This is a genomic window from Gymnodinialimonas ulvae (genome assembly GCF_037543845.1).
Taxonomy (GTDB): Bacteria; Pseudomonadota; Alphaproteobacteria; order Rhodobacterales; family Rhodobacteraceae; genus Gymnodinialimonas; species Gymnodinialimonas ulvae.
Window position 1 is genome coordinate 1926062 of the sequence record NZ_JBBIFX010000001.1, and the last position, 22211, is coordinate 1948272.

At 63.7% G+C, this 22211-nt stretch carries 17 protein-coding genes; 8 read left to right on the forward strand and 9 right to left on the reverse strand.

All coding sequences use genetic code 11. The features are described from left to right. Window positions 1-196: 196 nt before the first annotated feature. From ileS to V8J83_RS09360, 4 genes are all read left to right on the forward strand, one after another. Window positions 197-3199: an isoleucine--tRNA ligase gene (ileS, locus tag V8J83_RS09345; RefSeq protein WP_339985727.1), complete on the forward strand. Its 3003-nt coding sequence runs from the start codon at window positions 197-199 to the stop codon at window positions 3197-3199. Between the two features lie 55 nt (window positions 3200-3254). Continuing rightward, window positions 3255-4070 (forward strand): hypothetical protein, encoded by an 816-nt coding sequence (locus V8J83_RS09350; protein ID WP_339985729.1) that lies wholly within the window; start codon window positions 3255-3257, stop codon window positions 4068-4070. A gap of 90 nt (window positions 4071-4160) precedes the next feature. Further along, window positions 4161-5027, forward strand: coding sequence for a glutathione-dependent disulfide-bond oxidoreductase (yghU, locus tag V8J83_RS09355; protein ID WP_339985731.1), 867 nt, complete (start codon window positions 4161-4163; stop codon window positions 5025-5027). Window positions 5028-5061: 34 nt separating this feature from the next. After that, window positions 5062-5508: a methylated-DNA--[protein]-cysteine S-methyltransferase gene (locus V8J83_RS09360; protein ID WP_339986062.1), complete on the forward strand. Its 447-nt coding sequence runs from the start codon at window positions 5062-5064 to the stop codon at window positions 5506-5508. Window positions 5509-5555: 47 nt separating this feature from the next. On the opposite strand, the gene ygfZ is transcribed toward V8J83_RS09360, so the two are convergent. After that, window positions 5556-6335 (reverse strand): CAF17-like 4Fe-4S cluster assembly/insertion protein YgfZ, encoded by a 780-nt coding sequence (ygfZ, locus tag V8J83_RS09365; protein ID WP_339985733.1) that lies wholly within the window; start codon window positions 6333-6335, stop codon window positions 5556-5558. Window positions 6336-6434: 99 nt separating this feature from the next. On the opposite strand from ygfZ, the gene V8J83_RS09370 reads away from it, so the two are divergent. After that, window positions 6435-7625, forward strand: a complete 1191-nt coding sequence (locus V8J83_RS09370; RefSeq protein WP_339985735.1) for a pyridoxal-phosphate-dependent aminotransferase family protein — start codon at window positions 6435-6437, stop codon at window positions 7623-7625. 23 nt (window positions 7626-7648) lie between these two features. Here the strand turns inward: V8J83_RS09370 and V8J83_RS09375 are convergent, their stop codons facing one another. Next, window positions 7649-8761: a pyridoxal phosphate-dependent aminotransferase gene (locus V8J83_RS09375; RefSeq protein WP_339985737.1), complete on the reverse strand. Its 1113-nt coding sequence runs from the start codon at window positions 8759-8761 to the stop codon at window positions 7649-7651. A 61-nt stretch (window positions 8762-8822) separates the two neighbouring features. On the opposite strand from V8J83_RS09375, the gene V8J83_RS09380 reads away from it, so the two are divergent. Then, window positions 8823-8987: a Tat pathway signal protein gene (locus tag V8J83_RS09380; protein WP_339985739.1), complete on the forward strand. Its 165-nt coding sequence runs from the start codon at window positions 8823-8825 to the stop codon at window positions 8985-8987. A 4-nt stretch (window positions 8988-8991) separates the two neighbouring features. Here V8J83_RS09380 and V8J83_RS09385 read toward each other — a convergent pair whose 3' ends face one another. From V8J83_RS09385 to mnmH, 4 genes are all read right to left on the reverse strand, one after another. Next, complete coding sequence (locus V8J83_RS09385) at window positions 8992-9354, reverse strand: SH3 domain-containing protein (protein WP_339985741.1); 363 nt, start codon at window positions 9352-9354, stop codon at window positions 8992-8994. Between the two features lie 97 nt (window positions 9355-9451). After that, window positions 9452-9853: an SH3 domain-containing protein gene (locus V8J83_RS09390; protein ID WP_339985743.1), complete on the reverse strand. Its 402-nt coding sequence runs from the start codon at window positions 9851-9853 to the stop codon at window positions 9452-9454. A gap of 114 nt (window positions 9854-9967) precedes the next feature. Beyond that, window positions 9968-12988 carry a valine--tRNA ligase gene (locus V8J83_RS09395; RefSeq protein WP_339985745.1) on the reverse strand — a complete coding sequence of 1007 codons (3021 nt, stop codon included), beginning with the start codon at window positions 12986-12988 and terminating at the stop codon, window positions 9968-9970. Window positions 12989-13116: 128 nt separating this feature from the next. Further along, window positions 13117-14163, reverse strand: a complete 1047-nt coding sequence (gene mnmH / locus V8J83_RS09400; RefSeq protein WP_339985747.1) for a tRNA 2-selenouridine(34) synthase MnmH — start codon at window positions 14161-14163, stop codon at window positions 13117-13119. Between the two features lie 214 nt (window positions 14164-14377). Between mnmH and bchE the strand changes: the two genes are divergently transcribed. Then, window positions 14378-16030: a magnesium-protoporphyrin IX monomethyl ester anaerobic oxidative cyclase gene (bchE, locus tag V8J83_RS09405; RefSeq protein WP_339985749.1), complete on the forward strand. Its 1653-nt coding sequence runs from the start codon at window positions 14378-14380 to the stop codon at window positions 16028-16030. Window positions 16031-16052: 22 nt separating this feature from the next. Further along, entirely contained in the window at window positions 16053-16607 is a 555-nt protein-coding gene (bchJ, locus tag V8J83_RS09410) for a bacteriochlorophyll 4-vinyl reductase (protein WP_439649779.1), read from the forward strand. Here bchJ and V8J83_RS09415 read toward each other — a convergent pair. From V8J83_RS09415 to putA, 3 genes are all read right to left on the reverse strand, one after another. Further along, entirely contained in the window at window positions 16604-17806 is a 1203-nt protein-coding gene (locus V8J83_RS09415) for an endonuclease/exonuclease/phosphatase family protein (RefSeq protein WP_339986066.1), read from the reverse strand. The two genes, bchJ and V8J83_RS09415, sit on opposite strands and share 4 nt — an antisense overlap. A gap of 4 nt (window positions 17807-17810) precedes the next feature. Continuing rightward, window positions 17811-18692: an NAD(P)-dependent oxidoreductase gene (locus V8J83_RS09420; protein WP_339985751.1), complete on the reverse strand. Its 882-nt coding sequence runs from the start codon at window positions 18690-18692 to the stop codon at window positions 17811-17813. A gap of 81 nt (window positions 18693-18773) precedes the next feature. Continuing rightward, complete coding sequence (putA, locus tag V8J83_RS09425) at window positions 18774-22175, reverse strand: bifunctional proline dehydrogenase/L-glutamate gamma-semialdehyde dehydrogenase PutA (RefSeq protein WP_339985754.1); 3402 nt, start codon at window positions 22173-22175, stop codon at window positions 18774-18776. Between the last annotated feature and the right edge of the window lie 36 nt (window positions 22176-22211).

Here is a 22211-nt window from a genome sequence, read left to right on the forward strand (position 1 = left end):
CCTTCGCGCCGTACGGGCTTATGTAGCGGGTCATGGGACGCATGTTCAGCACCGTTATTCGAATTAGCAGCCCGGCGCTCTGATCCAATCGAGCCGCCGGGATTTGCCGTGGAATGGGGCCAGGGATTTATCGCTTGAGCCTCGGCCCGGCCCTGCTACACCCCTTTCAGATTTACGATGACGAGGAGCGCCGGAGATGTGCGCCGATACCCCGACCACGACCGAAACCGTGGATTACAAGGACACGCTGAACCTTCCGAAAACCGATTTCCCGATGCGCGCGGGCCTGCCCAAGCGCGAGCCCGAATGGCTGGCCCGTTGGGAGAAGATCGGCGTTTATGAGCGACTGCGCGAGAAAGCGGCCGCTACGGATCGCGTGCCCTTCACGCTGCATGATGGCCCGCCCTATGCGAACGGGCATCTTCATATCGGGCATGCGCTCAACAAGACGATCAAGGATATCATCGTGCGGTCCCATCAGATGATGGGTTACGACAGCCGCTACATCCCCGGTTGGGATTGTCACGGCTTGCCGATCGAGTGGAAGATCGAAGAGCAATACCGCAAGAAGGGTCGCAACAAGGACGACGTGGATATCGTCGAGTTCCGGCAGGAATGCCGCGAATTTGCGGACCATTGGGTCGGCATCCAGCGCGAGGAATTCAAGCGCCTCGGCGTGACGGGGACGTGGGACAAGCCGTACCTGACGATGGATTTCCGCGCCGAGCGGATCATCGCGGAGGAGTTCCAGAAGTTCCTGATGAACGGGACGCTGTATCAGGGCTCCAAGCCCGTGATGTGGTCGCCGATGGAGCAGACGGCGCTGGCCGAGGCGGAGGTGGAGTACCACGACAAGGACAGTTTTACGATCTGGGTGAAGTTTAAGGTCAAAACCGGGGGAAAAGCCAATTTCATCGGTGCCGGGGACGAAGTGCCCACGTTCAAAGGGGGCAATGGTCAGCAACTAACCCAGGACTTCGAGGATTTCCGAAATGCCTATGTCGTGATCTGGACGACGACGCCCTGGACGATCCCGTCGAACAAGGCCGTGGCGTTCGGGCGTGACATTTCCTACGGCCTCTATGAGGTCACGGGCACGCCGGACGAATGTTGGGCGGCTGTTGGCGACCGGTTCGTATTGGCCGACACCCGCGCGGCGGACGTGATGGCGCGCGCGCGGCTGGAAGACGGCCAATGGACCCGCCTGCGCGATGTGACGACGGCGGAGCTTGAGGCGATCAGCTTGTCGCATCCGCTGGCCGGGGCGGCTGAGGCCAACGGCGAATGGGATGACCCGCGCGATTTCCGGCATGGCGATTTCGTCAGCGACGAGGAAGGCACCGGCTTCGTGCATTGCGCCCCGTCCCACGGAATGGAGGAATATGAACTCTACCGCGATCTGGGCATGTTGGAGCAGGTCATCACCTATAACGTGATGGATGATGGGTCGTTCCGCAAAGATTTGCCGTTCTTCGGCGGGCAGTACATCCTGTCGCGCAAGGGCGGAGAGGGCACGGCGAACAAGGCGGTGATCGACAAGCTGGTCGAGGTTGGCGGGCTGTTGGCGCGCGGCAAGATCCACCATTCCTACCCGCATTCGTGGCGCTCGAAAGCGCCGGTGATCTATCGCAATACGCCGCAATGGTTCGCGGCAATCGATAAAGAGATGAAGGTCGGGGATGATGAATTCACGATCCGCGGCCGCGCGTTGGAAGAGATCGACCGCGTGAAATGGACCCCGCAATCGGGGCGCAACCGGCTGCATTCGATGATGGAGGCGCGGCCGGATTGGGTGCTGAGCCGCCAGCGCGCCTGGGGTGTGCCATTGACGTGCTTCACCAAGAAAGGCGCGTTGCCGACGGACCCGGATTACCTGCTGCGCAATGAGGCGGTGAACGCCCGCGTGCTGGAGGCGTTCGAGGCCGAGGGCGCGGATGCGTGGTACAAGGACGGCGCAAAAGCGCGGTTCCTCGACGGCATTGTGGACGCGGACGCCTATGATCAGGTGTTTGATATCCTTGACGTTTGGTTTGACAGCGGCTCGACCCACGCCTTTGTTTTGCGCGACCGCGACGACGGAACCGAGGACGGGATCGCGGACGTCTACATGGAAGGCACCGACCAGCATCGTGGGTGGTTCCATTCCTCGCTGATGCAATCGGTGGGCACGCAGGGGCGCGCGCCGTACCGCAACGTGGTGACGCACGGGTTCACGCTTGATGAGAAGGGCATGAAGATGTCCAAGAGCATCGGCAACACCATCGTGCCCGAAGAGATCGTGAAGCAATACGGCGCGGATATCCTGCGGTTGTGGGTGGCGCAGACCGATTACACCGCCGATCAACGGATCGGGCCGGAGATCCTAAAGGGGACGGCGGATTCATACCGGCGGCTCAGGAACACGATGCGGTTCATGTTGGGCTCGTTGAACGATTTCACCGAAGCGGATCGAGTGGCCCCGGCGGATATGCCCGAGTTGGAGCGGTGGGTGCTGCACCGGGTGGCTGAGCTGGATCAGGTTGTGCGCGACGGCTACCGCGCGTTTGATTTCCAGGGCGTGTTTCAGGCGGTCTTCACCTTTGCCACGACGGACCTCAGCGCGTTCTATTTCGACATCCGCAAGGACGTTTTGTACTGCGATGGCGACACGGAACGCAGACGCGCGGCGCGCAGTGTTCTGGACCTTCTGTTCCACCGGCTGACGACGTGGTTGGCGCCGATTTTGGTATTCACTATGGAAGAGGTCTGGCTGGAGCGGTTCCCGGGGGAGCAATCCTCGGTGCATCTGGTGGATATTCCCGAAACGCCGGGCGATTGGCGCGACGACGCGCTGGCGGCGAAATGGGCCAAAGTGCGGGCCGCGCGGCGCGTCGTGACGGCGGCGCTTGAGGTGCAGCGGCGTGACAAGGTGATCGGGGCCTCGCTTGAAGCGGCGCCTGTGGTCCATGTCGAGGATGCGGATGTCCTGACCGCGCTCCAGAGCGTGGCGTTCGAGGACATGACGATCACCTCAGACATCGCGCTGTCGGCGGACCCGGCCCCGGCGGAGGCGTTCCGCCTGCCGGAGATTGCGGGGATCAGCGTGGTCTTCGAAAAGGCCCTCGGGCAGAAATGCCAGCGCTGCTGGAAAATCCTGCCCGATGTGGGTCAGCATTCCCATGAGGGTGTCTGTGGACGCTGCGACGCGGCGCTGGGGTAGCCGAACAATCGGGCGGCCTCGCAATGGGGCCGCCCTATGACCGGTCGGAGGATTTATGGACGCGTTGGTAAAGGCCCTAGGGGGCTCGCTCATCGGATTGGCGCGCAAGCATGTGCCCGATTACAGCTTCGCGGCCTATGTGCATGCAGGCGACCGCGTCGATGTCTATTTCTTCAAGGGTCGTGCTCTGGAACGAAAGACGGCGCTGGCCGATGGATCGAAAGCACTGGAGCAATTCCGAGAGCTTCAGGCGGCGACCGTGCAGAAGAGCGGGTTTTTCAAGAAAACCCCGTATCGGACCGCGCGTCTGGCTGCCCGCGCACGGGGCAACAACGTAACGCTTGAAGCGGATTACGAGGATGCAGGCGCGTTCACCCCAACCTCGGACAATGCACGTGCGGCTTACGGCTCGGTGATGCACGACGCCTATCCGGATGTCGCAAAAGACATGTTCACGGGTGAGGTGTCAGGCGACCTCGACCCGACCGAGCGGACCCGGCGTTTCATGGCCGATCACACGCAATGGAACACCTATGCGATGGAAGAGGCTGCGTTCGAGGACAGCGAGGCGCGGTGGAACCAAGGGCAAAGCTATGATGGTTTGATCCTGCGCCATTGCGGGCCGGCGAAGACCTATCAGGGCCTTGCCATGGCCAGCGAAAGCCCCCATGACCCCGCCGCCGAAACCGTGACCGACGAACGGATCGAGGGCGACCGAGCCTTTGTTGATACACATTTTCAGAACCCGCGCTTCGACCATCTCTCTCACGATTACCAATACGAATTCGCCCGCGACGGTGCCGGTGCCCCGTGGCAATTGGTCGAGCTTTGGTACCGCGACCTGGATGACAAATTGCTGCCATCGCTTTGAGAGCGCGTGGATTTCCGGAAGAGGGGTGCCTTGGGTTTCCGTCCGGGATGGCCTAGCGTTGGGAACCTGCCACCAAAAGGAGTGTCCGCCATGTCTCGCCCAGAAGAATACACCCCCCCCAAGGTTTGGACATGGGATGCGGAGAATGGCGGCGAGTGGGCATCGCTCAACCGGCCGATTGCGGGGGCCACGCATGACAAGGATTTGCCGGTTGGGGCGCATCCGTTTCAGCTTTATTCGCTTGGCACGCCCAACGGGGTGAAAGTCACGGTTTTGTTTGAAGAATTGCTGGAGGCGGGGTTCAACGACGCGGAATATGACGCCTGGTTGATCCGGATCGGTGATGGCGATCAGTTCGGGTCGGGTTTTGTCGAGATCAATCCCAATTCCAAGATCCCCGCCCTGATGGACCGCTCGGGGCCGGAGCCGGTGCGCGTGTTCGAGAGCGTCGCGATCATGATGCACTTAGCCGAGAAATTCGGCGCGTTCATGGGGCCAGACAAAGCGCGACCCGAGTTGCTGTCGTGGTTGATGTGGCAGATGGGCAGCGCGCCGTTTCTGGGCGGCGGCTTCGGGCATTTCTATGCCTATGCGCCCTATCCGATGGAATATCCGATCAACCGCTACGCCATGGAGACGAAGCGGCAATTGGACGTGTTGGACAAGCATCTGGCCGAGAATGAATGGATGGCGGGCGGAGAATACACCATCGCAGATATGGCGATCTGGCCGTGGTATGGACGCACCGTGATGGGCGAAAGCTACAACGCCGGGGAGTTCCTGTCGGTTCATGAATACGAGAACGTTATCGCCTGGGCCAAGCGGATCGAAGCGCGGCCCGGAGCGGCACGCGGCAAGATGGTGAACCGCACCTCGGGCGAGCCGCATGAGCAGCTTTGGGAACGGCATTCGGCGGAGGATTTCGCGACCAGGACGCAAGACAAGATCGGGGGGTGATGGCGCCTTGGTCGGTCGCGGGGACGACACCTGCATCAGTGTGGATACACCAGTTGGCTCGGTCCACGTCGAAGAGGCCGACGGCGCGATTGTGCGGGCCGGGTGGCGGCGGATTGAGAGGCCGGGCGACAGTGATCTGTTGCGCGCGGCGGCGGCGGAACTGGCCGCCTATTTCGACGGTCGCCTGAGCCGGTTCAGCGTTCCGATCCGGCATGGGCGCAGCGATGCGGCGGGGCGGGTGTTGGACGCGATGCTGGCAATCCCGATGGGCGAGACGCGCAGTTACGGCGATGTGGCGCAAGAGGTCGGTTTGCCCGCGCAAGCGGTCGGCCAGGCCTGCGGCGCGAACCACATTCCGATCTTGATCCCCTGTCATCGGATTCTCGGGACGGGCCGTCTGGGTGGATTTTCAGCGCCCGGGGGTGTGGAAACAAAAGTATGGCTTTTGAGACATGAAGGGGCGGCGGGACTTTTGATCTGAGGTCAAGATTGATTTTTTACGATCTACCCCCAACTTATCCACAGCGGCTATTTTGGTGCGTTTTGCCAGACAATGCGCGCATCAGCGGCGGTCAGATCCCCCTTGGCACGGTCAAAGCGCAGGTAGGCGATGGCGTGGCCGTCCGCTTGTGTATAAAGCGCCCCGGCCGGTTTGCCATCGGCGGTGATCTCGGTTCCGACGGGGGCCGTGCCGTCGATCTTGACCGTGACGAAGCCCTTCTTCAGCTCGGTCTTGTGCTTCATGCGGGCGGTGACCTCTTGGCCCACGTAGCAGCCCTTGCGGTGGTCCACGCCAGACAACCGGTCGAAGCCCGCCTCAAGTATATACGTTTCGTTCGGGATCAGTTCGACACCGGTTTCCGGCACGCAAGCCGCGACCCGCAAAGCGTTCCAATCGATGGCAGGATCGCCACCCTCAACGCCATAGGCGCGCCACCCTAGGGACGGATCGCGAGGGTCGGGATGGGCGCCTTCGGGCGGTGTGCCGAGCCCGCGGATAACGGTAAGCCCGGCCTCTTCGATCACCACATCGGCGCGCAGGCGATACATGCTCAGAAGCTGTGCGAGGCCGGGGGCGAGGTCGGTTTTCACGTCGAGAAGGATGTCGTCGCCGCGGTCGAGCAGGAAGAAATCGGCGAGGTATTTGCCCTGCGGTGTCAGAAGGGCTGCATAGGTCAGCCCATCGCCGGGATCGCGTGTTACCAACCCCTTTAGGAAGCCATGAGCCTCTGCCCCGCCAATGCGCAGGACCGTTCGATCCTCTGCCCGTTCTCCGACCATGTGTTCAGCCCCCGTGATCCGTCGCATCACAGCTAATCATGCGAGAGAGCACGCGCAACGTTGACCGGCCATGGGGGGCGGGATACCTCTGCGCGGACGCACGTTTTTCACCCCGGAGCCGCCGAAATGTCCCTGTCCAATGGTCGCCATTATCTTGCCATTCCCGGCCCTTCCGTCATGCCCGATCGGGTGTTGCAGGCGATGCACCGCGCCGCGCCCAACATTTATCGCGGCGCGTTGGTGGATATGGTCGCGGGCATCGTGCCCGATCTGAAAACGGTGGCACAGACCAAGCACCACGTGGCGATGTATATCTGCAACGGGCACGGGGCCTGGGAAGCGGCGTTGGTCAACACGCTGTCGCGGGGGGACAAGGTTCTGGTGCTGGCGACGGGACGGTTCGGGATCGGCTGGGGCGAGATGGCCCGCGATCTGGGCGCGGACTGCGAGGTGTTGGACTTCGGCATGCACGCGGATATCGACATGGCGCGCGTGACAGAGGCCTTGGCCGCCGATACCGAACACAGGATCAAGGCGGTTCTGGCAGTGCAGGTCGACACGGCGACTTCGGTGAAAAACAACATCATGGGGCTGCGCGGGGTGCTGGACACGGCGGGGCATCCGGCCTTGCTTTTCTCGGACAACATCGCCTGCCTGGGCTGTGATGAGTTCCACATGGACGCCTGGGGCGTCGATGTGATGGTCACCGGCAGCCAGAAGGGCCTGATGACGCCGCCGGGCATGGCGTTTGTCTATTTCAACGCCAAGGCGGATGCCGCGCGGGAGCGGGCGAACATGGTCACGCCCTATTGGGATTGGCGACCTCGGATCGACCCGGAGTATTTCTACCGCTACTTCTGCGGCACGGCGCCGACGCATCACCTTTACGGCCTGCGCACGTCGCTGGACATGATCGTGCACGAGGAGGGGCTGCCTCAGGTCTGGCGGAGGCATAGCGTTCTGGCCGAGGCGATTTGGTCGGCGCTTGAAGTCTGGGGCCAGGCGGGCCCGGTGCGGCCCAATGTGGCAGAGCGGGACAAGCGCAGCCATGCCGTGACGTTGGTCAATTTCGGCCCCGGCAACGGGCTGCGTCTGCGGGAGTGGATGGAGGCCAATTACGGCGTCACGCTGGGGGTGCCGCTGGACGGGTTGGAGGCGCCCGATGACTACCTGCGGATCGGTCACATGGGGCATGTGAACGCGCATATGGTTCTGGGCGTGTTGGCGGGCTTGCAGGCGGGGATGGCCGCACTGCAGATCCCGCACGGGCCGACCGGGCTGGAAGCGGCGATGAAGGTTGTGGCCGAGGCAGGTTGAGCAAGGTAGGCCCCGGCGTGGGATCAGTCGCCTGATGCGGCCCGTTGCAGCGCCACGGGCAGGGCCTCGGCGAATTTGTCCAAAGCCGGATCCGGCGCACAGGACACGCGAATGCAGCGATCTTGTGGCGCGACGAACGGCATGCGCACGAGGATGCCCTGCGCAACCAGAGCGGCGAGCGTGGCGCGGGCGAAATCGCCGTCCCGCCCGCAATCTATCGTGACGAAATTCGTGGCCGACGGCAGCGGGGTCAGGCCGTTGTCACGTGCGATGGCGCTGATGCGATCCCGCGCGGCGGCGATGCGGACGATGGTGTCCGTAAGGTAAGCTTGATCCTCCAACGCGGCCAGCGCGGCGGCTTGCGCGACGCGGCCCATGCCGAAATGATTGCGGATCTTGCCGAAGGACGTAATGAAATCCGCCTCGGCCAACCCATAGCCCACGCGCAGGCCCGCAAGGCCATAGGCCTTGGAGAAGGTTCGGAATCGGATCACGCGCGGATGGGTCAGGTCGAGCGGCGGGATCGCGTCCGCAGGCGCGGTGTCGGCATAGGCCTCATCCAGCGCCAGAACGCAGCCCTCGGGCAGGCGCGCGATCATGCGCTGCACGGTTTCGGCGCTGTGCCAATTGCCCATGGGGTTGTCGGGGTTGGCGAAGTAGATGAGCTTCGCGTCGACCTCCGCCGCCTTGGCGATCAGGGCGTCGGGATCTTCGAAATCGTCCGTGTAGGGCACCTTGTGCAACGCGCCACCGAAGCCCGCCACATGATAGTTGAAGGTCGGATAGGCCCCGTTGGAGGTTACAACCGCATCGCCCGGCCCCACCAGAAGCCGGACGAGATAGCCAAGCAGGCCGTCGATCCCTTCGCCGACGATGATGTTGCCGGGGGCGATGGCGTGGTGCGCGGCGAGGGCAGCGCGCAGGTCATGCACCTCCGGATCGCCATACATCCAGGCGTCATGCGCCGCCCCGGCCATCGCGGCGATGGCGCGCGGACTGGGTCCAAAGACGCTTTCGTTGGCGCCAAGCCGGGCGGCGAAGGCCGATCCCCGGCCGCGTTCCTGCGTTTCGGGACCGACGAAGGGTACGGTGGACGGCAGGGAATGGGCGAGGTCGGTATAGCGGGGTGCGGTCATGGGTCTTGGTTTGCCGATTTTTCCCCGCCCGGCAAGGGGGTCGGGGGCCCATATTGGGATCATGAAAACGAACAGACGCCAATTCCTGATCCTCGGCGGCGCGGCCGCGACCGCGCTGCGCCTTGGCCCGACGCTTGCCACGAAGGTGGGCGGGCGCCGGGTTCTGACCCTGGTTTATGACAAGAGCCTGGGCATGATGCGGGCGGTGGATCGATTGATCCCCTGACGCGTCAGTAGGCGTCTTCTTCGAGGAAGCGGCGGTTGACCCAGCCACGTTGCACCCCGTTCCAGAACACAAGGCACCAGGCCGGATAGGTCTCAAGCTGCTGCTGTTGTTGCACGCTCAGCGCGAAGAATTGCGTCTGGGTCACGGTCGGCACGCAATACTCGATCTGCACACCACGCGCATTGTGGGGCAATGCGTCGATAACGAAGTAATTGGTCCCCGGCCCGACCCGCGTGTTGAGCACATCGTTGGAGGCCACGTTGAACACGCGCCACGCATCGGGGCCGTCGGCGGTCGCGTTGGCCATCGGGGCGAGCGCGGCCAGAAGGGTGGCGACAAGGGTGAGACGTGCACACAGAGCTTTCATCGGGATCGTCCTTGGAGGGGTATGGGGTGGCTAAGACTACGGGTCGGAGACGCGGATGATCAATGGCCGGGTCTGCGGGGGTCTTGGACCGCGCAAGTCAATGGGATTGCGCCAGAAAGCGGGCGTTCACCCAACCCCGGATGTAGCCCTGATGGCTGATGAGACACCAACGCGAGGGGCCGCGCGTGGTCGAGATCACGGCACAGTCATGCAGCTGCACGCCGTATCCGTTGAAGGGCAATGTATAGACGATGTGGTTACGGACGCCGGGACCGTGCCGGACATTCAGGTGATCGTATGAGGCGACGCCGTGGACATGGTACCAGGCGTAATTGTTGTAATGCCCCCAATCGTTGTAGCCATGGCCCTGGCCGTGATAATTCGCCGGCTGGACGTTCACCGGGGGCGCCTCCCACCCGTAATTGGTGGCGGACGCGGTGGTGGCCGTGAGGGACAGGGCCGCGACAAGTGCAGTGGAAATGGCTTTGAAAAAACGCATGGGAAAAGTCCTCGGTGTTGAATGCCTTGGACTGATCTTCCGTCGAAACAGAGTGTTTCCTCAATGGAGGTTTTCCCGCCCGGATTGGGCGGGATGCGATGTTCAGGCGCTTGGTTAACCGACCTCGGCCAGACGTGCCAAAGCCTCCTTCAGGCGGGCCTCCTCCTCTTCGCGCTGGCTGAGGTTTTCCCTGGTTTCCTCAACCACTTCGGGCGGCGCGCTTTCGGCGAACTTGGGGTTGTTGACACGTCCACGCAGGCCGCCGAGTTCTTTGGCGAGCTTGCCCAAAGTCTTTTCCAGTCGGGCCTTTTCCTCGGCCACGTCGATCAAATCGGCAATGGGCAGGGCAAAGGTGCCACCCTCGACCGCGATGGTGACCGCGCCCTTGGGCAGGGTGTCGGTCGGGGTGACTTCGCTGAGGCGCGCAAGGCGGGTGATCATGGCGGAGTTTCGGGCGAAGGCGCCCTGCCCTGCGGTGTCGAGATCAGCTTGCAACAGCTGCACCTTGAGGCCGGCGGGGACGTGCATCTGCGCGCGGACGGAGCGGATTTCCTCGATCAGGGAGATCACCCAGCGCATTTCGCGCTCGGCCTCTTCATCGATGAGTTCAGCGCCAAAGGTAGGCCAATCGGCGTGGACGAGGGGTTTGTCGCGCGTGGCGATCTCGGCCCAGAGCTCTTCGGTGATGAAGGGCATCGTGGGGTGCAGAAGGATCAGGCATTGGTCGATCACCCAGGCCATCGTGGCGCGTGTTTCCGCGATGACCGCTTCGTCGCCAGACGCAAACAATGGCTTGGCGAATTCGAGATACCAGTCACAGACCTTGCCCCAGACGAATTGGTAAAGACCGTTGGCCGCGTCGTTGAAGCGATACCCATCAAGCGCTTCGTCATGGGCCAGGCGCGCGCGCGCGGTCTCGCCGACGATCCAGCGGTTGACGGTTTGGGTCACGCTGGCGGGGTCGAAATCAGCGGAGGGTTTGCATTCGTTCATCTCGGCAAACCGCGCGGCGTTCCAGAGCTTGGTGCCGAAGTTGCGGTAGCCCGCGATGCGATCCTTCGACAGCTTGAGGTCGCGGCCCATGGCGGCCATGGAGGTTAGCGTGAAGCGCACGGCATCGGCGCCGTATTCGTTGATGAGTTCCAGCGGGTCGAGGACGTTGCCGGTGGATTTCGACATCTTCTTGCCCTTCTCGTCGCGGACGAGCGCGTGGACGTAGACGTCTTTGAAGGGGATGTCGTCGACGACGGCAAGTTGCATCATCATCATCCGGGCGACCCAGAAGAAGATGATGTCGAAGCCGGAAATGAGCGTTGAGGTGGGGAAATAGCGTTTGAGTTCGGGCGTATCCTCGGGCCAGCCGAGGGTGCCGATGGGCCAAAGGCCCGAAGAAAACCACGTGTCGAGCACGTCGGGGTCGCGGTAGATCGCGACGAAGGGTTTGCCCGGTATCTTCGATCCTTCAAACGCCGCTTTGGCCTCCGCCTCGTTTGCAACGACGACATAGCCGCCGCGATCAAACTCCGTTGAGTTCGCGAACGAAAACAAGCCCAAAGCCTCATCGAATGTCGGCGCACAAACCATCTCTGGCTGGTTACTCTGCCCCTGCGTAATCCCATACCAAACCGGGATCTGGTGGCCCCACCAAAGCTGACGCGAGATGGTCCAGGGCTCGATATTCTCCAGCCAATGAAAATACACCTTCCGGTGCTGTTCGGGCATGATGCGGACGCGTCCATCACGGACGGCGTCCAGCGCGGGGCCGACGATTTTGGCGGTGTCGACGAACCATTGGTCGGTCAGCATGGGCTCGATCACGACCTTGGAGCGGTCGCCGAAGGGCTGCGTGATGGGCTTGGCCTCGACCAGCGGGACGGGCGTGATGTCTTCGTCTTCGCCCTTCTTTTTCTTGCCCCCAAGGCGCGGGTCGTCGGAACTGGTCATGACGGCCAGCCCCTCGCCCGTGATCTCGGCCACGACCTTTTCGCGGGCCTCAAACCGGTCCAGCCCGCGCAGGTGATCAGGGACGAGGTTGAGGGCATCGACCTCCATCTCGCCCAATGTCCGCGCGCCATTGGCCACGGCCTGCGCAATCGCCGCAGCCTCGGCATAGGGCGCGCCGTCGTCACGAAGATGACCCTTGGTGTCCATCAGGCGGTAGCAGGGGATACCTCCGCGCTTGGCAACTTCGTAGTCGTTGAAGTCATGGGCGCCAGTGATCTTCACGGCACCCGAGCCGAAAGTCATGTCCGGGTATTCGTCGGTGATGATCGGGATCAGGCGGCGATGTTCCTTTGGCCCGACCGGAATTTCGCAGAGCTTGCCAACGATAGGCGCATAGCGTTCGTCATCGGGGTGGACCGCAACCGCACCGTCGCCGAGCATCGTTTCGGGCCGGGTCGTGGCGATCGAGATGTAGTCCCGCGTCTCCCGCAGGGTGACATTCCCGTCTTCATCCTTCTCGACATATTCATAAGTCTGGCCGCCCGCGAGCGGGTATTTGAAGTGCCACATATGACCCGCGACGTCGGTGTTTTCGACTTCTAGGTCAGAGATCGCCGTTTCAAAATGCGGGTCCCAGTTCACGAGGCGCTTGCCGCGGTAGATGAGCCCCTTGTTGTACATCTCCACGAAGACGCGGATGACGGCGTCGTGGAAATTGCCCTCTTCGCCCTCGGGCGCACCGGGCGCGCCGGACATGGTGAAGGCTTCGCGCGACCAATCGCAGGACGCGCCAAGGCGCTTGAGTTGTTCGATGATGGTGCCGCCGGATTTCTTTTTCCAGGCCCAGACGTGGTCGAGAAAATCTTCGCGGCTGAGGTCTTTGCGCTGAATTTGCGATTTTGCGAGCTCGCGTTCGACGACCATCTGCGTGGCGATGCCGGCGTGGTCGGTGCCGGGCTGCCAGAGCGTGTCGAAGCCGCGCATGCGGTGCCAGCGGATCAGCACATCCTGCAGCGTGTTGTTGAAGGCGTGGCCCACATGCAGGACGCCCGTGACATTGGGGGGCGGGATCATGATGGAATAGGCGTCGGATACGCCGTCCCAATTCGCGCCTGCGGCAAAGCAATTGCGGGCCTGCCACATCTGGCTAATTCGGGCTTCAGCCTCGGCGGCGTTGAAGGATTTTTCCATGGGTCCGGCCCCTTTGATCACGTGGTGGAGCGGAGGTAGCGGATGGCGGCGCGAAGGCCAAGGGGCTGCGGGGTCGGTTTTGGCGATGTGGGGCCGTTGGGAACGCTATGGCCAGAGTCCGGGGCGGATCAGGTGAGATGATCGAGCAATGCACGCGCGGTGGCCGCAATTGCGGTGGGGCGCAGGTCGCCCGCATCGAACGTGGCGGTGACAGGCGTGTCATCGGCGCGGCGCAGGCGGCGATAGGCGGGGTCGTAATGGTCAGTGATCAAGGCGTGGGCGAGGGCCTCGGCGCGGCCCTGGTTCAGCAGGTCGAGCCAGCGATTGACCCGGTCGTGGCCCGCGATGGGGCGCAGGCCGTTGAGGCGGGTGGTGAGCGCGTCGGGGGTGGCGACCAGGGCTGCGTATTGCGCAGCGAGGTAGCGGGCGCGGTGCTGTGGCGTGGCGTCGAGTACGATGCGGGGGCTGGATTTCATCGGGAGCCAAAGCGCGGGCGGGAGGCGGAGCGCGCCGATGCGGGCGGATTCAGCCTCGATCAGGAGCGGTTTGGCAGGATCGAAGGTGGCGAGGGTCGCGAGGATGCGGCTTTCGAACATCTTCTGGGCCGGTTGATCGCCGTCGATATCCCCGAGGATGGAGCCGCGATGGCGGGCCAGCCCTTCGAGGTCGAGCACCTGCGCGCCGAGCGTTGCGGCGGCGTTGAGTGTGTCGGTCTTGGCGGTGCCGGTGAGGCCGTCGAGACGGATCACGCGGAATGGCAGCGTGGCGTCGTAGAGTTGCGCCACGACATGGCGGCGGTAGGATTGGTAGCCGCCGTGCAGGGTTTCGGCGCGCCAGCCGATCTGTTGCAGGATCGACGTGAACGAGCCGGAGCGTTGCCCGCCGCGCCAACAATAAACGAGCGGACGCCAGCCGCCGTCGTGGTCCATCATATGCGCCTCGATCGCAGAGGCGGCGTTGCGGGCGACGAGGGCTGCGCCGATCTTGCGGGCTTTGAAGGGGCTGTCCTGCACGTAGATCGTGCCGACCGTCGCGCGTTCTTCGTTGGACAGGACGGGCATGTTGACCGCGCCGGGGACGTGATCTTCGGCGTATTCGGCAGGGCTTCGGACGTCGATGATCGTATCGAATCCCTGAGCCGTCAGGTCGGGCAGATTGGTCAGGGTGAACGCCATGAACAGGGCTTAGGGGAGAACGGAGCGGAGGTCAAAGGGCGTGCGGTTGCAAGGTTGCAACCGGGGGTCATCCTATTGAAAGCACGAGAAATTCGCATTTTCGTTAACCCAATATTAACCCGGCAAACGCGGCTTGAGACGTGGCGCCGCCTTGATCCAAGTCAAAGACGTTTACACCCATTGTGTCAGAATTATCTGACACACGGAGGTTTTCATGCGCATTTTGTTCGTCCACCCGAATTACCGCTCCGGCGGGGCCGAAATCGCGGGCACGTGGCCGCCCGCTTGGGTCGCGTACCTGACCGGGCACCTGCGGCAGAGCGGGTTCGACGATATCGAATTCATCGACGCGATGACCGATAACCTGAGCGATTCGGAGCTTGCGCAGCGAATGGAAACGCTTCGGCCCGATGTCGTGGGTGTCACGGCCATCACGCCGTCGATCTACCGCGCCGAAGACGTGCTCAAGATCGCGCGCGACGTGGTGCCGGATGCGGTGCGTGTCATGGGCGGGGTGCACGCGACGTTCATGTACAAACAAGTGCTGTCGGAAGCGCCGTGGATCGACGTGATCGTGCGCGGCGAGGGCGAAGAGATTTGTTCCGAGCTGATGCTTACCATCGAGGACGGGCGCTGGCCCGCCGACCGGCACAAGATCAAGGGGCTGGCCTTCACCGATGGCGATCAGATCGTGGCGACGCAGGCGGCCTCCACGGTGAAGGACCTCAGCAAGATCAAACCGGATTGGACAGTGCTGGAATGGGAGAAATACATCTACATCCCGCTTGGCACGCGCGTGGCGATCCCGAACCTTGCGCGCGGGTGCCCGTTTACGTGTTCGTTCTGTAGCCAATGGAAATTCTGGCGCGATTACCGCGTGCGCGACCCCAAGGATGTCGTCGATGAGATCGAGGATCTGGTGGACAATCATGGGGTGGGTTTCTTCATTCTGGCCGACGAGGAGCCCTCCATCAACAAGAAGAAATTCGTGGCCTTTTGTCAGGAATTGATCGACCGGGGCCTGCCGGACCGGGTGAAATGGGGGATCAACACGCGGGTGACGGACATCTACCGCGACCGCGATTTGTTGAAGTTCTACCGCAAGGCGGGGTTGGTGCATGTCAGCCTTGGGACGGAAGCGGCGGCGCAAATGAAGCTCGATGTTTTCAACAAGGAAACCAAGGTCGAGGAAAACAAGGAGGCCATTCGCCTGCTGCGCGAGGCCGATATTCTGGTGGAGGCGCAATTCATCGTGGGCCTCGACAACGAGACGCCCGAGACGCTGGAAGAGACGTACAAGATGGCGTGGGATTGGCAGCCGGATCTGGCGAATTGGTCGATGTACACGCCCTGGCCCTTCACGCCGCTGTTTCAGGAGTTGAAGGATCAGGTCGAGGTGTTCGATTTCAGCCGCTACAATTTCGTGACGCCGATCATGAAACCGGCGGCGATGGAACGGGGCGAATTACTGGACGGGGTGATGAACAATTACCGCCGGTTCTACATGAAGAAGGCACTGTTCCATTATCCGTGGCGCGGCACGGGGTTCCGGCGGCGCTACCTGCTTGGGTGCCTTTATGCGTTCTTGAAGGCGGGTGTTGGCCGGACGTTCTACGACCTTGGCAAGGTGGGCTACACGGGGCCGCAATCGAAGAACCGGCTGGATTTCCACTTTGACGAGACGCGGCAATTGGCCGAGGCGCAGTTGGAGGATTGGGAAGCGAGTGCAGATAAGGCCGCGCGCGCAAAAGAGCGGCGCGAGGCGGTGAAGGCGCAAACGGTGGAGCGGAAACGGGATTTCGTAATGCCGAACGGCGCGCAAGTGAAGGCTTGCGGCGGGGGCGATCAGCAGATGGAGGACGCCTGAGGATGCGCAGGCCCGCGGCCTGATCGGGCCGAACGCGATCCTCCAACTGCTGCCGTTGCTGGACCGTCTTGGCGGGCCGGAGCGGCGGGAGCAGATGTTGGCCGCTGCGGGGATTTTCGAGCTGCCGGACGGGCAGTCGATGATCCCCGAAGGCGACGCCGCGCGGCTGCATCGGCAGCTTCGGCTGGACGAGCCGGAGCTGGCCCCGCGCCTGTCGGCGGCCGCCGGGGTGGCGACGGCGAATTACATCATGGCCCATCGTATCCCGAAGCCCGCGCAGGCGGTGTTGAAGGGGTTGCTCCCGGCGCTGGCGGCGCGCGCCTTGTCAAAGGCGATTGCGCGCCACGCCTGGACCTTTGCCGGATCGGGGGCGTTTGCCGTGGTGGACCCGTGGCATTTCGAGATTGTGGACAATCCGTTGATCCGGGGCGAGCGGTCGGAGGTGTGTTTGTGCGATTGGCATGCGGCCGTGTTCGAGCGGCTTTACCGCGTGCTGGTCAGCCGAACCGCGCGCTGCCGGGAGATACAATGCGGCGCGCTTGGCGATGGGGTATGCCGGTTTGAGGTCACACGCTAAGCGTTGAGCCGCATATGGGCGATGATCTGCCCGTGGTCGGAGGCGAGTTTGTTGTAGGGCGCTTCGGGGTGGGAGCCGTCGGTGAGATGATCGTTGAGGACGGAGAAGTATTCCATCTCGGCCAGCCGGTTGGCATTGTCGGGATGGAAGTGACGGGACATGAAGATCTGATCAATGCTCTCGTAGACGCCGCCGAAAGCGGAGGTGAAGACCATGTCGCGGCGCGATTTGCGCGCGAAGAGGCTTTCGGCGGAATGCAGGCGATGGGCGGTGATGGCTTCGGTGATCTGGATGTGTTCGGCCTCGGAATAGCGGTCGCGGGGGCTTCGCGCGTCGTGGCGCAGCATCCATTGGTAATTCTTGAACGGCGTCTCGCCGGTGATGATCTCGGACGAGACGGCATGTTCGCTGTCGTTGAAATCACCGAGCACCATGACGGGGTGGCCTTGGGCCAGTTCATCGACAATGGCGCGGCGCAGGACCCAGGCCTCGGCCATGCGACGCAGGCCCGCGCGCAGCGACCCGAGGGCGCGGCCAACGGGGTCGTAATCGGTCAGGTCCTGCTCGGGCGCGAAATCGGCGCCGGGGGGCGTGATGTGTTCGCCAAGCTTGGATTTCAGGTGGCAGTTGAAGATTGTGACGACGGTGTCGCCTACGGGCACGCGCGCCTTGAGGATGGGGCGCGACAGGCGGCGGATGCGGAAGAAGCCGGCGTCGTCATGCTCGAACCCGCGCAGGGGGGCGAAGGGGATGTCGAGCGGGCCGGGCAGATCCTGGATGATCTCGGGCGGCTCGGCGAAGCCCAGGCGCGACAGGATCGCAACGCCGGGGCGCCGTTGGCCCGGTTCGCCGGTGTCGGCAGCGTTGGGGGCAAAGGCAAGTGCTGCGTCATCGTAGGGATCGACCGCGAGTTTGCGGAAAATCGCCTTGCGGTGATAGCGTTTGGACGGGTCGGGGATGGTGGCCGCGTTGAGGTCACGCGCGCGGCGCGAGGTCTCGGCGATGACGTCTTGCAATGCGTCTTCTTCGAAGATTTCCTGAAACCCGATGATGTCGGCATCCATGGTCAGGAGTTGATCGGCGAGCCAATCCTTTTTCCACGCGTATTCCTCGGGCGTGTAGGTTTGGAAGCGGTAATATTCGCGGTCCGCTCCGATCAGGTTCTTGACGTTGAAACTGGCGATGGTGAATTCGGTCACGGCCTCAGATCTCGTCATTCATCTTGCGGAACCGCTGGATCAGGGAGGACGTGTCCCACCGCCCGCCGCCCAATTGCTGCACCTCAGCGTAGAATTGATCGACCATCGCGGTGACCGGCAGCGAAAGGCCCATTTCCTTGCCCTGCGCCAGCGCGATGCCAAGGTCCTTGCGCATCCAGTCGACGGCAAAGCCGTGGTTGAATTCGTTGTCCACCATGGTGCCCGCGCGGTTGGCAAGCTGCCAGGAGCCGCCCGCGCCCTGCGAGATCAGGTCCGCGACCTGCTTGGCGTCGAGGCCCGCCTTCATCGCCATGTAGAGCCCTTCGGAGACGGATTGGATCGCGCCTGCGATGCAGACCTGATTGATCATCTTGACCAATTGCCCCGATCCCACGGGGCCGAAATGCACACTGGCCTTGGAATAGGCGGCGATGACGGGTTGGGCGGCGGCGAAATGCGCCTCGTCCCCGCCGCACATGATGGCAAGCTGGCCGTTTTCGGCCCCCGCCTGCCCGCCGGACACGGGGGCATCGACCCAGCCCACGCTTTTTGTGGCGGCCTCGGCGGCGAGCTCCTTGGTGACGATCGCGGAAACCGTGGTGTGATCGACGAAAATCGCGCCGTCCTTCATGCCCGCCAACGCGCCGTCCTCGCCCAGGACAACCGAGCGCAGATCATCGTCATTGCCGACACAGGCCATGACGAAATCCGCACCTGCCACGGCTTCGCGTGGGGTGGCGGCGTGGCTTCCACCGATTTCAGCGGCCCATTTCGCGGCCTTTTCGGTGGTGCGGTTGTAGACCGTGACGCTGTGGCCCGCGCTCAGCAAATGCGCCGCCATCGGGTAGCCCATAACCCCCAGGCCCAGGAATGCCAGTTTCGCCATCACGCCCTCCGTTGATTTGGTTGCCGCGGACCCTAGCAGCGTCGGGGCGGGTGTCTAGGCCGGAGCAGCCCGGCTTGCGGGTCAGGCGACGGAGGCCAGAAGTGCCGCGTTGCCGCCCGCGGCGGTGGTGTCGATGCAGATGTGCCGTTCGAGGATCAGGCGCGGCGTCGGATCGGCCTCGGTCACAAGCGGGAGGATCGGGCCGGGGTGCGCGGCCAGCGCCAGCCGGTAGGCGCGGGCGTCCTCGCCCCAGTAGATCACCGCATCGAACGGCGGCAGGGATGCAAGTTCCGTGGCGGGCAGATCGGGGGCGAGGACCGGCGCGTTGCCGGTTCTGGTGGCGGCGCTGGCCTGCGCACGGGCGGCCTCCATCCCCGGACCAAGGCACAAGATGCGGCCCCGGGGATGCGTGGTGAGGCGGTTGGTCTCGCCGGTGGGACCGGGCAGAAGTGTGTCGGACAGACTGCGCTCAGCAGGGGTCGCGACGCGCAAATCGCGCGCGGCCTCGGTTGGAGCGGCGCCGGACCCGGGCATGCCAATGCCCTGCGGAGCGGCGGTGAACCGGGCCACGTAATGCGGACCGCCCGCCTTGGGGCCGGTGCCCGAAAGGCCATGTCCGCCAAAGGGTTGGCTGCCGACGATGGCCCCGATTTGATTGCGGTTGACGTAAAGGTTGCCCGCCGTGACGCGGCCCGTGACATCGGCGATGCGGTCGTCGATGCGCGAGTGTATGCCGAAGGTCAGGCCATAGCCGGTGGCGTTGATCTCGTCGATGACACGGTCGAGATCGCGGGCCTTGAACGTGGCGATGTGCAGGACGGGGCCGAAGATTTCTTCTACAAGATCTGTGATGGCGGCGACGCGGATCGCGGTGGGGGCCACGAAGGTCCCCTGCCCCGGTGTGTCGCATTGCTTGAGCAGGCGATCCTCGGTGCGAGCCTGCGCGATATGGGCCTCGATCCGGGCCTTGGCGGGGGCGTCGATGACGGGGCCGATGTCGGTGGCGCTGTCCCAGGGTTGGCCAAGGGAAAGCTCGTCCATGGCGCCATAAAGCGCGGTCAGGAAGGGGGTGGCGATGTCTTCCTGCAGGTAGAGGCAGCGGAGCGCCGAGCAGCGTTGCCCGGCGGATTGGAAGGCGGATTGCACGACGTCTTTGACGGCCTGTTCGGGCAAGGCGGTGCTGTCGACGATCATTGCGTTGAGGCCGCCGGTTTCCGCGATGAGCGGGGCGCAGGGTGCGAGATGTTCGGCCATGGCGCGGTTGATTTTCTGCGCGGTGTCGGTGGAGCCGGTGAAGGCAACGCCGTCGATTTGCGGGGCAGAGGTGAGCGCCGCGCCCACATCCGCACCTTCGCCGGGAACGAGTTGCAGCGCGGTCTGCGGCACGCCCGCGTCGTGCAGAAGGGCAACGGCGCGCGCGGCGATCAGCGGGGTGGATTCCGCCGGTTTCGCAAGCACGGCATTGCCTGCGGCCAGTGCGGCGGCGATCTGTCCGGTGAAGATGGCGAGCGGGAAATTCCACGGGCTGATGCAGGTGACACAGCCCAGGGGCGGATGGGAGAGATCGGGGATACGGGCGGCGTAATAGCGCAGGAAATCAACGGCTTCGCGCAGCTCGGCCTCCGCATCGAGAAGGGTTTTTCCGGCCTCGCGGGCGAGGATGGCAAAGAGTTCCGGCGCGTTGGCTTCAAACAGATCAGCCGCGCGGTTGAGCTTCGCGGCGCGGTCGGGGGCGGTCCAGGGCGCGGCGGCATCGAGGGCGAGGGCGACATCTTCGCGGGTGGAGAGGCGAACCTGCCCGACGACGTCGGTGGGATCGGCGGGGTTCAGGATATCGAGCGTTGGGCCGGACCCACTGCCCGCCGTCCAGCGCGTGTCGGCAAAGGCGGCGCGGGCGGCTTCGATCCGGGCCAGCGCGGCGGGGTCGGTCAGGTCGAAGCCTTGCGAATTGGCGCGTTCGGGCGCGTAGAGTTCGCCCGGTTTCGGAAGGTTGGCGGCGGTGTGATCGAGGGTTTCGAACGGATCTGCGGCGACGGCCTCGGGCGGTACGTCTTCGTCCATGATCCGGTGCACAAACGACGAATTCGCGCCGTTTTCCAGCAGGCGGCGCACCAGATAGGCGAGCAGATCGCGGTGCGCGCCAACGGGGGCGTAGATGCGGCAGCGGGTGTGATTTTTGCGGTGCACTTGATCATGGAGCGCCTCGCCCATGCCGTGCAGGCGTTGGAATTCAAAGGCTTGCGGATCGTCGGCCATCTCAAGAACGGCGGCGACGGTGTGGGCGTTGTGGGTGGCGAACTGCGGATAGAGCCGGTCGGTTTTGTCGAGAAGTTGCCGCGCGCAGCACAGGTAGCTGACGTCGGTGGCCGCCTTGTCGGTGAAGACGGGGAAATCGGGCAGGCCCGCGACCTGCGCGCGTTTGATTTCGGTGTCCCAATAGGCGCCTTTGACGAGGCGGACCATGAGCTTGCGGTCGTTTTTTTCGGCGAGCGCGTAGAGCCAGTCGATCACCGGCGCGGCGCGTTTGCCGTAGGCCTGCACCACGACGCCGAACCCATCCCACCCGGCGAGCGAGGGGTCGGAGAGGACCGCCTCGATCACGTCGAGCGACAGGTCAAGGCGGTCGGCCTCTTCGGCGTCGATATTGAAGCCCATACGCGCGTTTTTTGCGGCCTGCGCGAGGGCGAGGGTGATGGGGACAAGTTCGGCCATGACGCGGGATTTCTTGGCCGTCTCGTAGCGGGGGTGCAGCGCGGAGAGTTTAACGGAGATGCCGGGGTTTTCGCGGATATCGTAGCTTTTTGACTGCGTGGCGAGATGGGCGATGGCATCGGCATAGGCGGCGCGAAAGGCCTGCGCCTCGGACGCGGTCAGGGCCGCCTCGCCCAACATGTCATAGCTGTAGGTGTAGCCCTGCGCGGCCATGTCCTGCCCACGCTGGACGGCCTGGGCAATGGTTTCGCCAAGCACGAACTGGTTGCCCATTTCCTTCATCGCGCGGCGGGTGGCGGCGCGGATGACGGGTTCGCCCAGACGTTTCACGGCGCCTTTGAGCGTGCCGGCGATGCCGTGCCCGTCTTCGTCCGACAGCACGCGGCCCGTGAGCATCAGCGCGAGGGTGGAGGCGTTGACGAGGCCGGAGCGGGATTGCCCGCGATGGGCGGACCATTCGGCGGGGACGATCTTGTCCTCGATCAGGGCATCGACGGTGGCGTCGTCGGGCACGCGCAGAAGCGCTTCGGCCAGACGCATGAGGGCGAGGCCCTCGGCGGACGACAGGCCGTATTCGGCGAGAAAGACCTCCATCAAGCCGCCGCGATCCTCGGCCCGGATATCGGCCACCATGCGCGCGGCTCGGTCGGAGGCAGCACGGCGGACGGGTGCGTCGATGGGATGGGCCGTGCTAAGGCGCGCAAGGGCTGCGCCCTGCGGTTCAAGATAGGCGGCGGCAACGGCGCGACGATGATTGTTCAGGTTGGGCATGGAGTAGATCCGTGACGGACTGTTACGTCAGCTTAG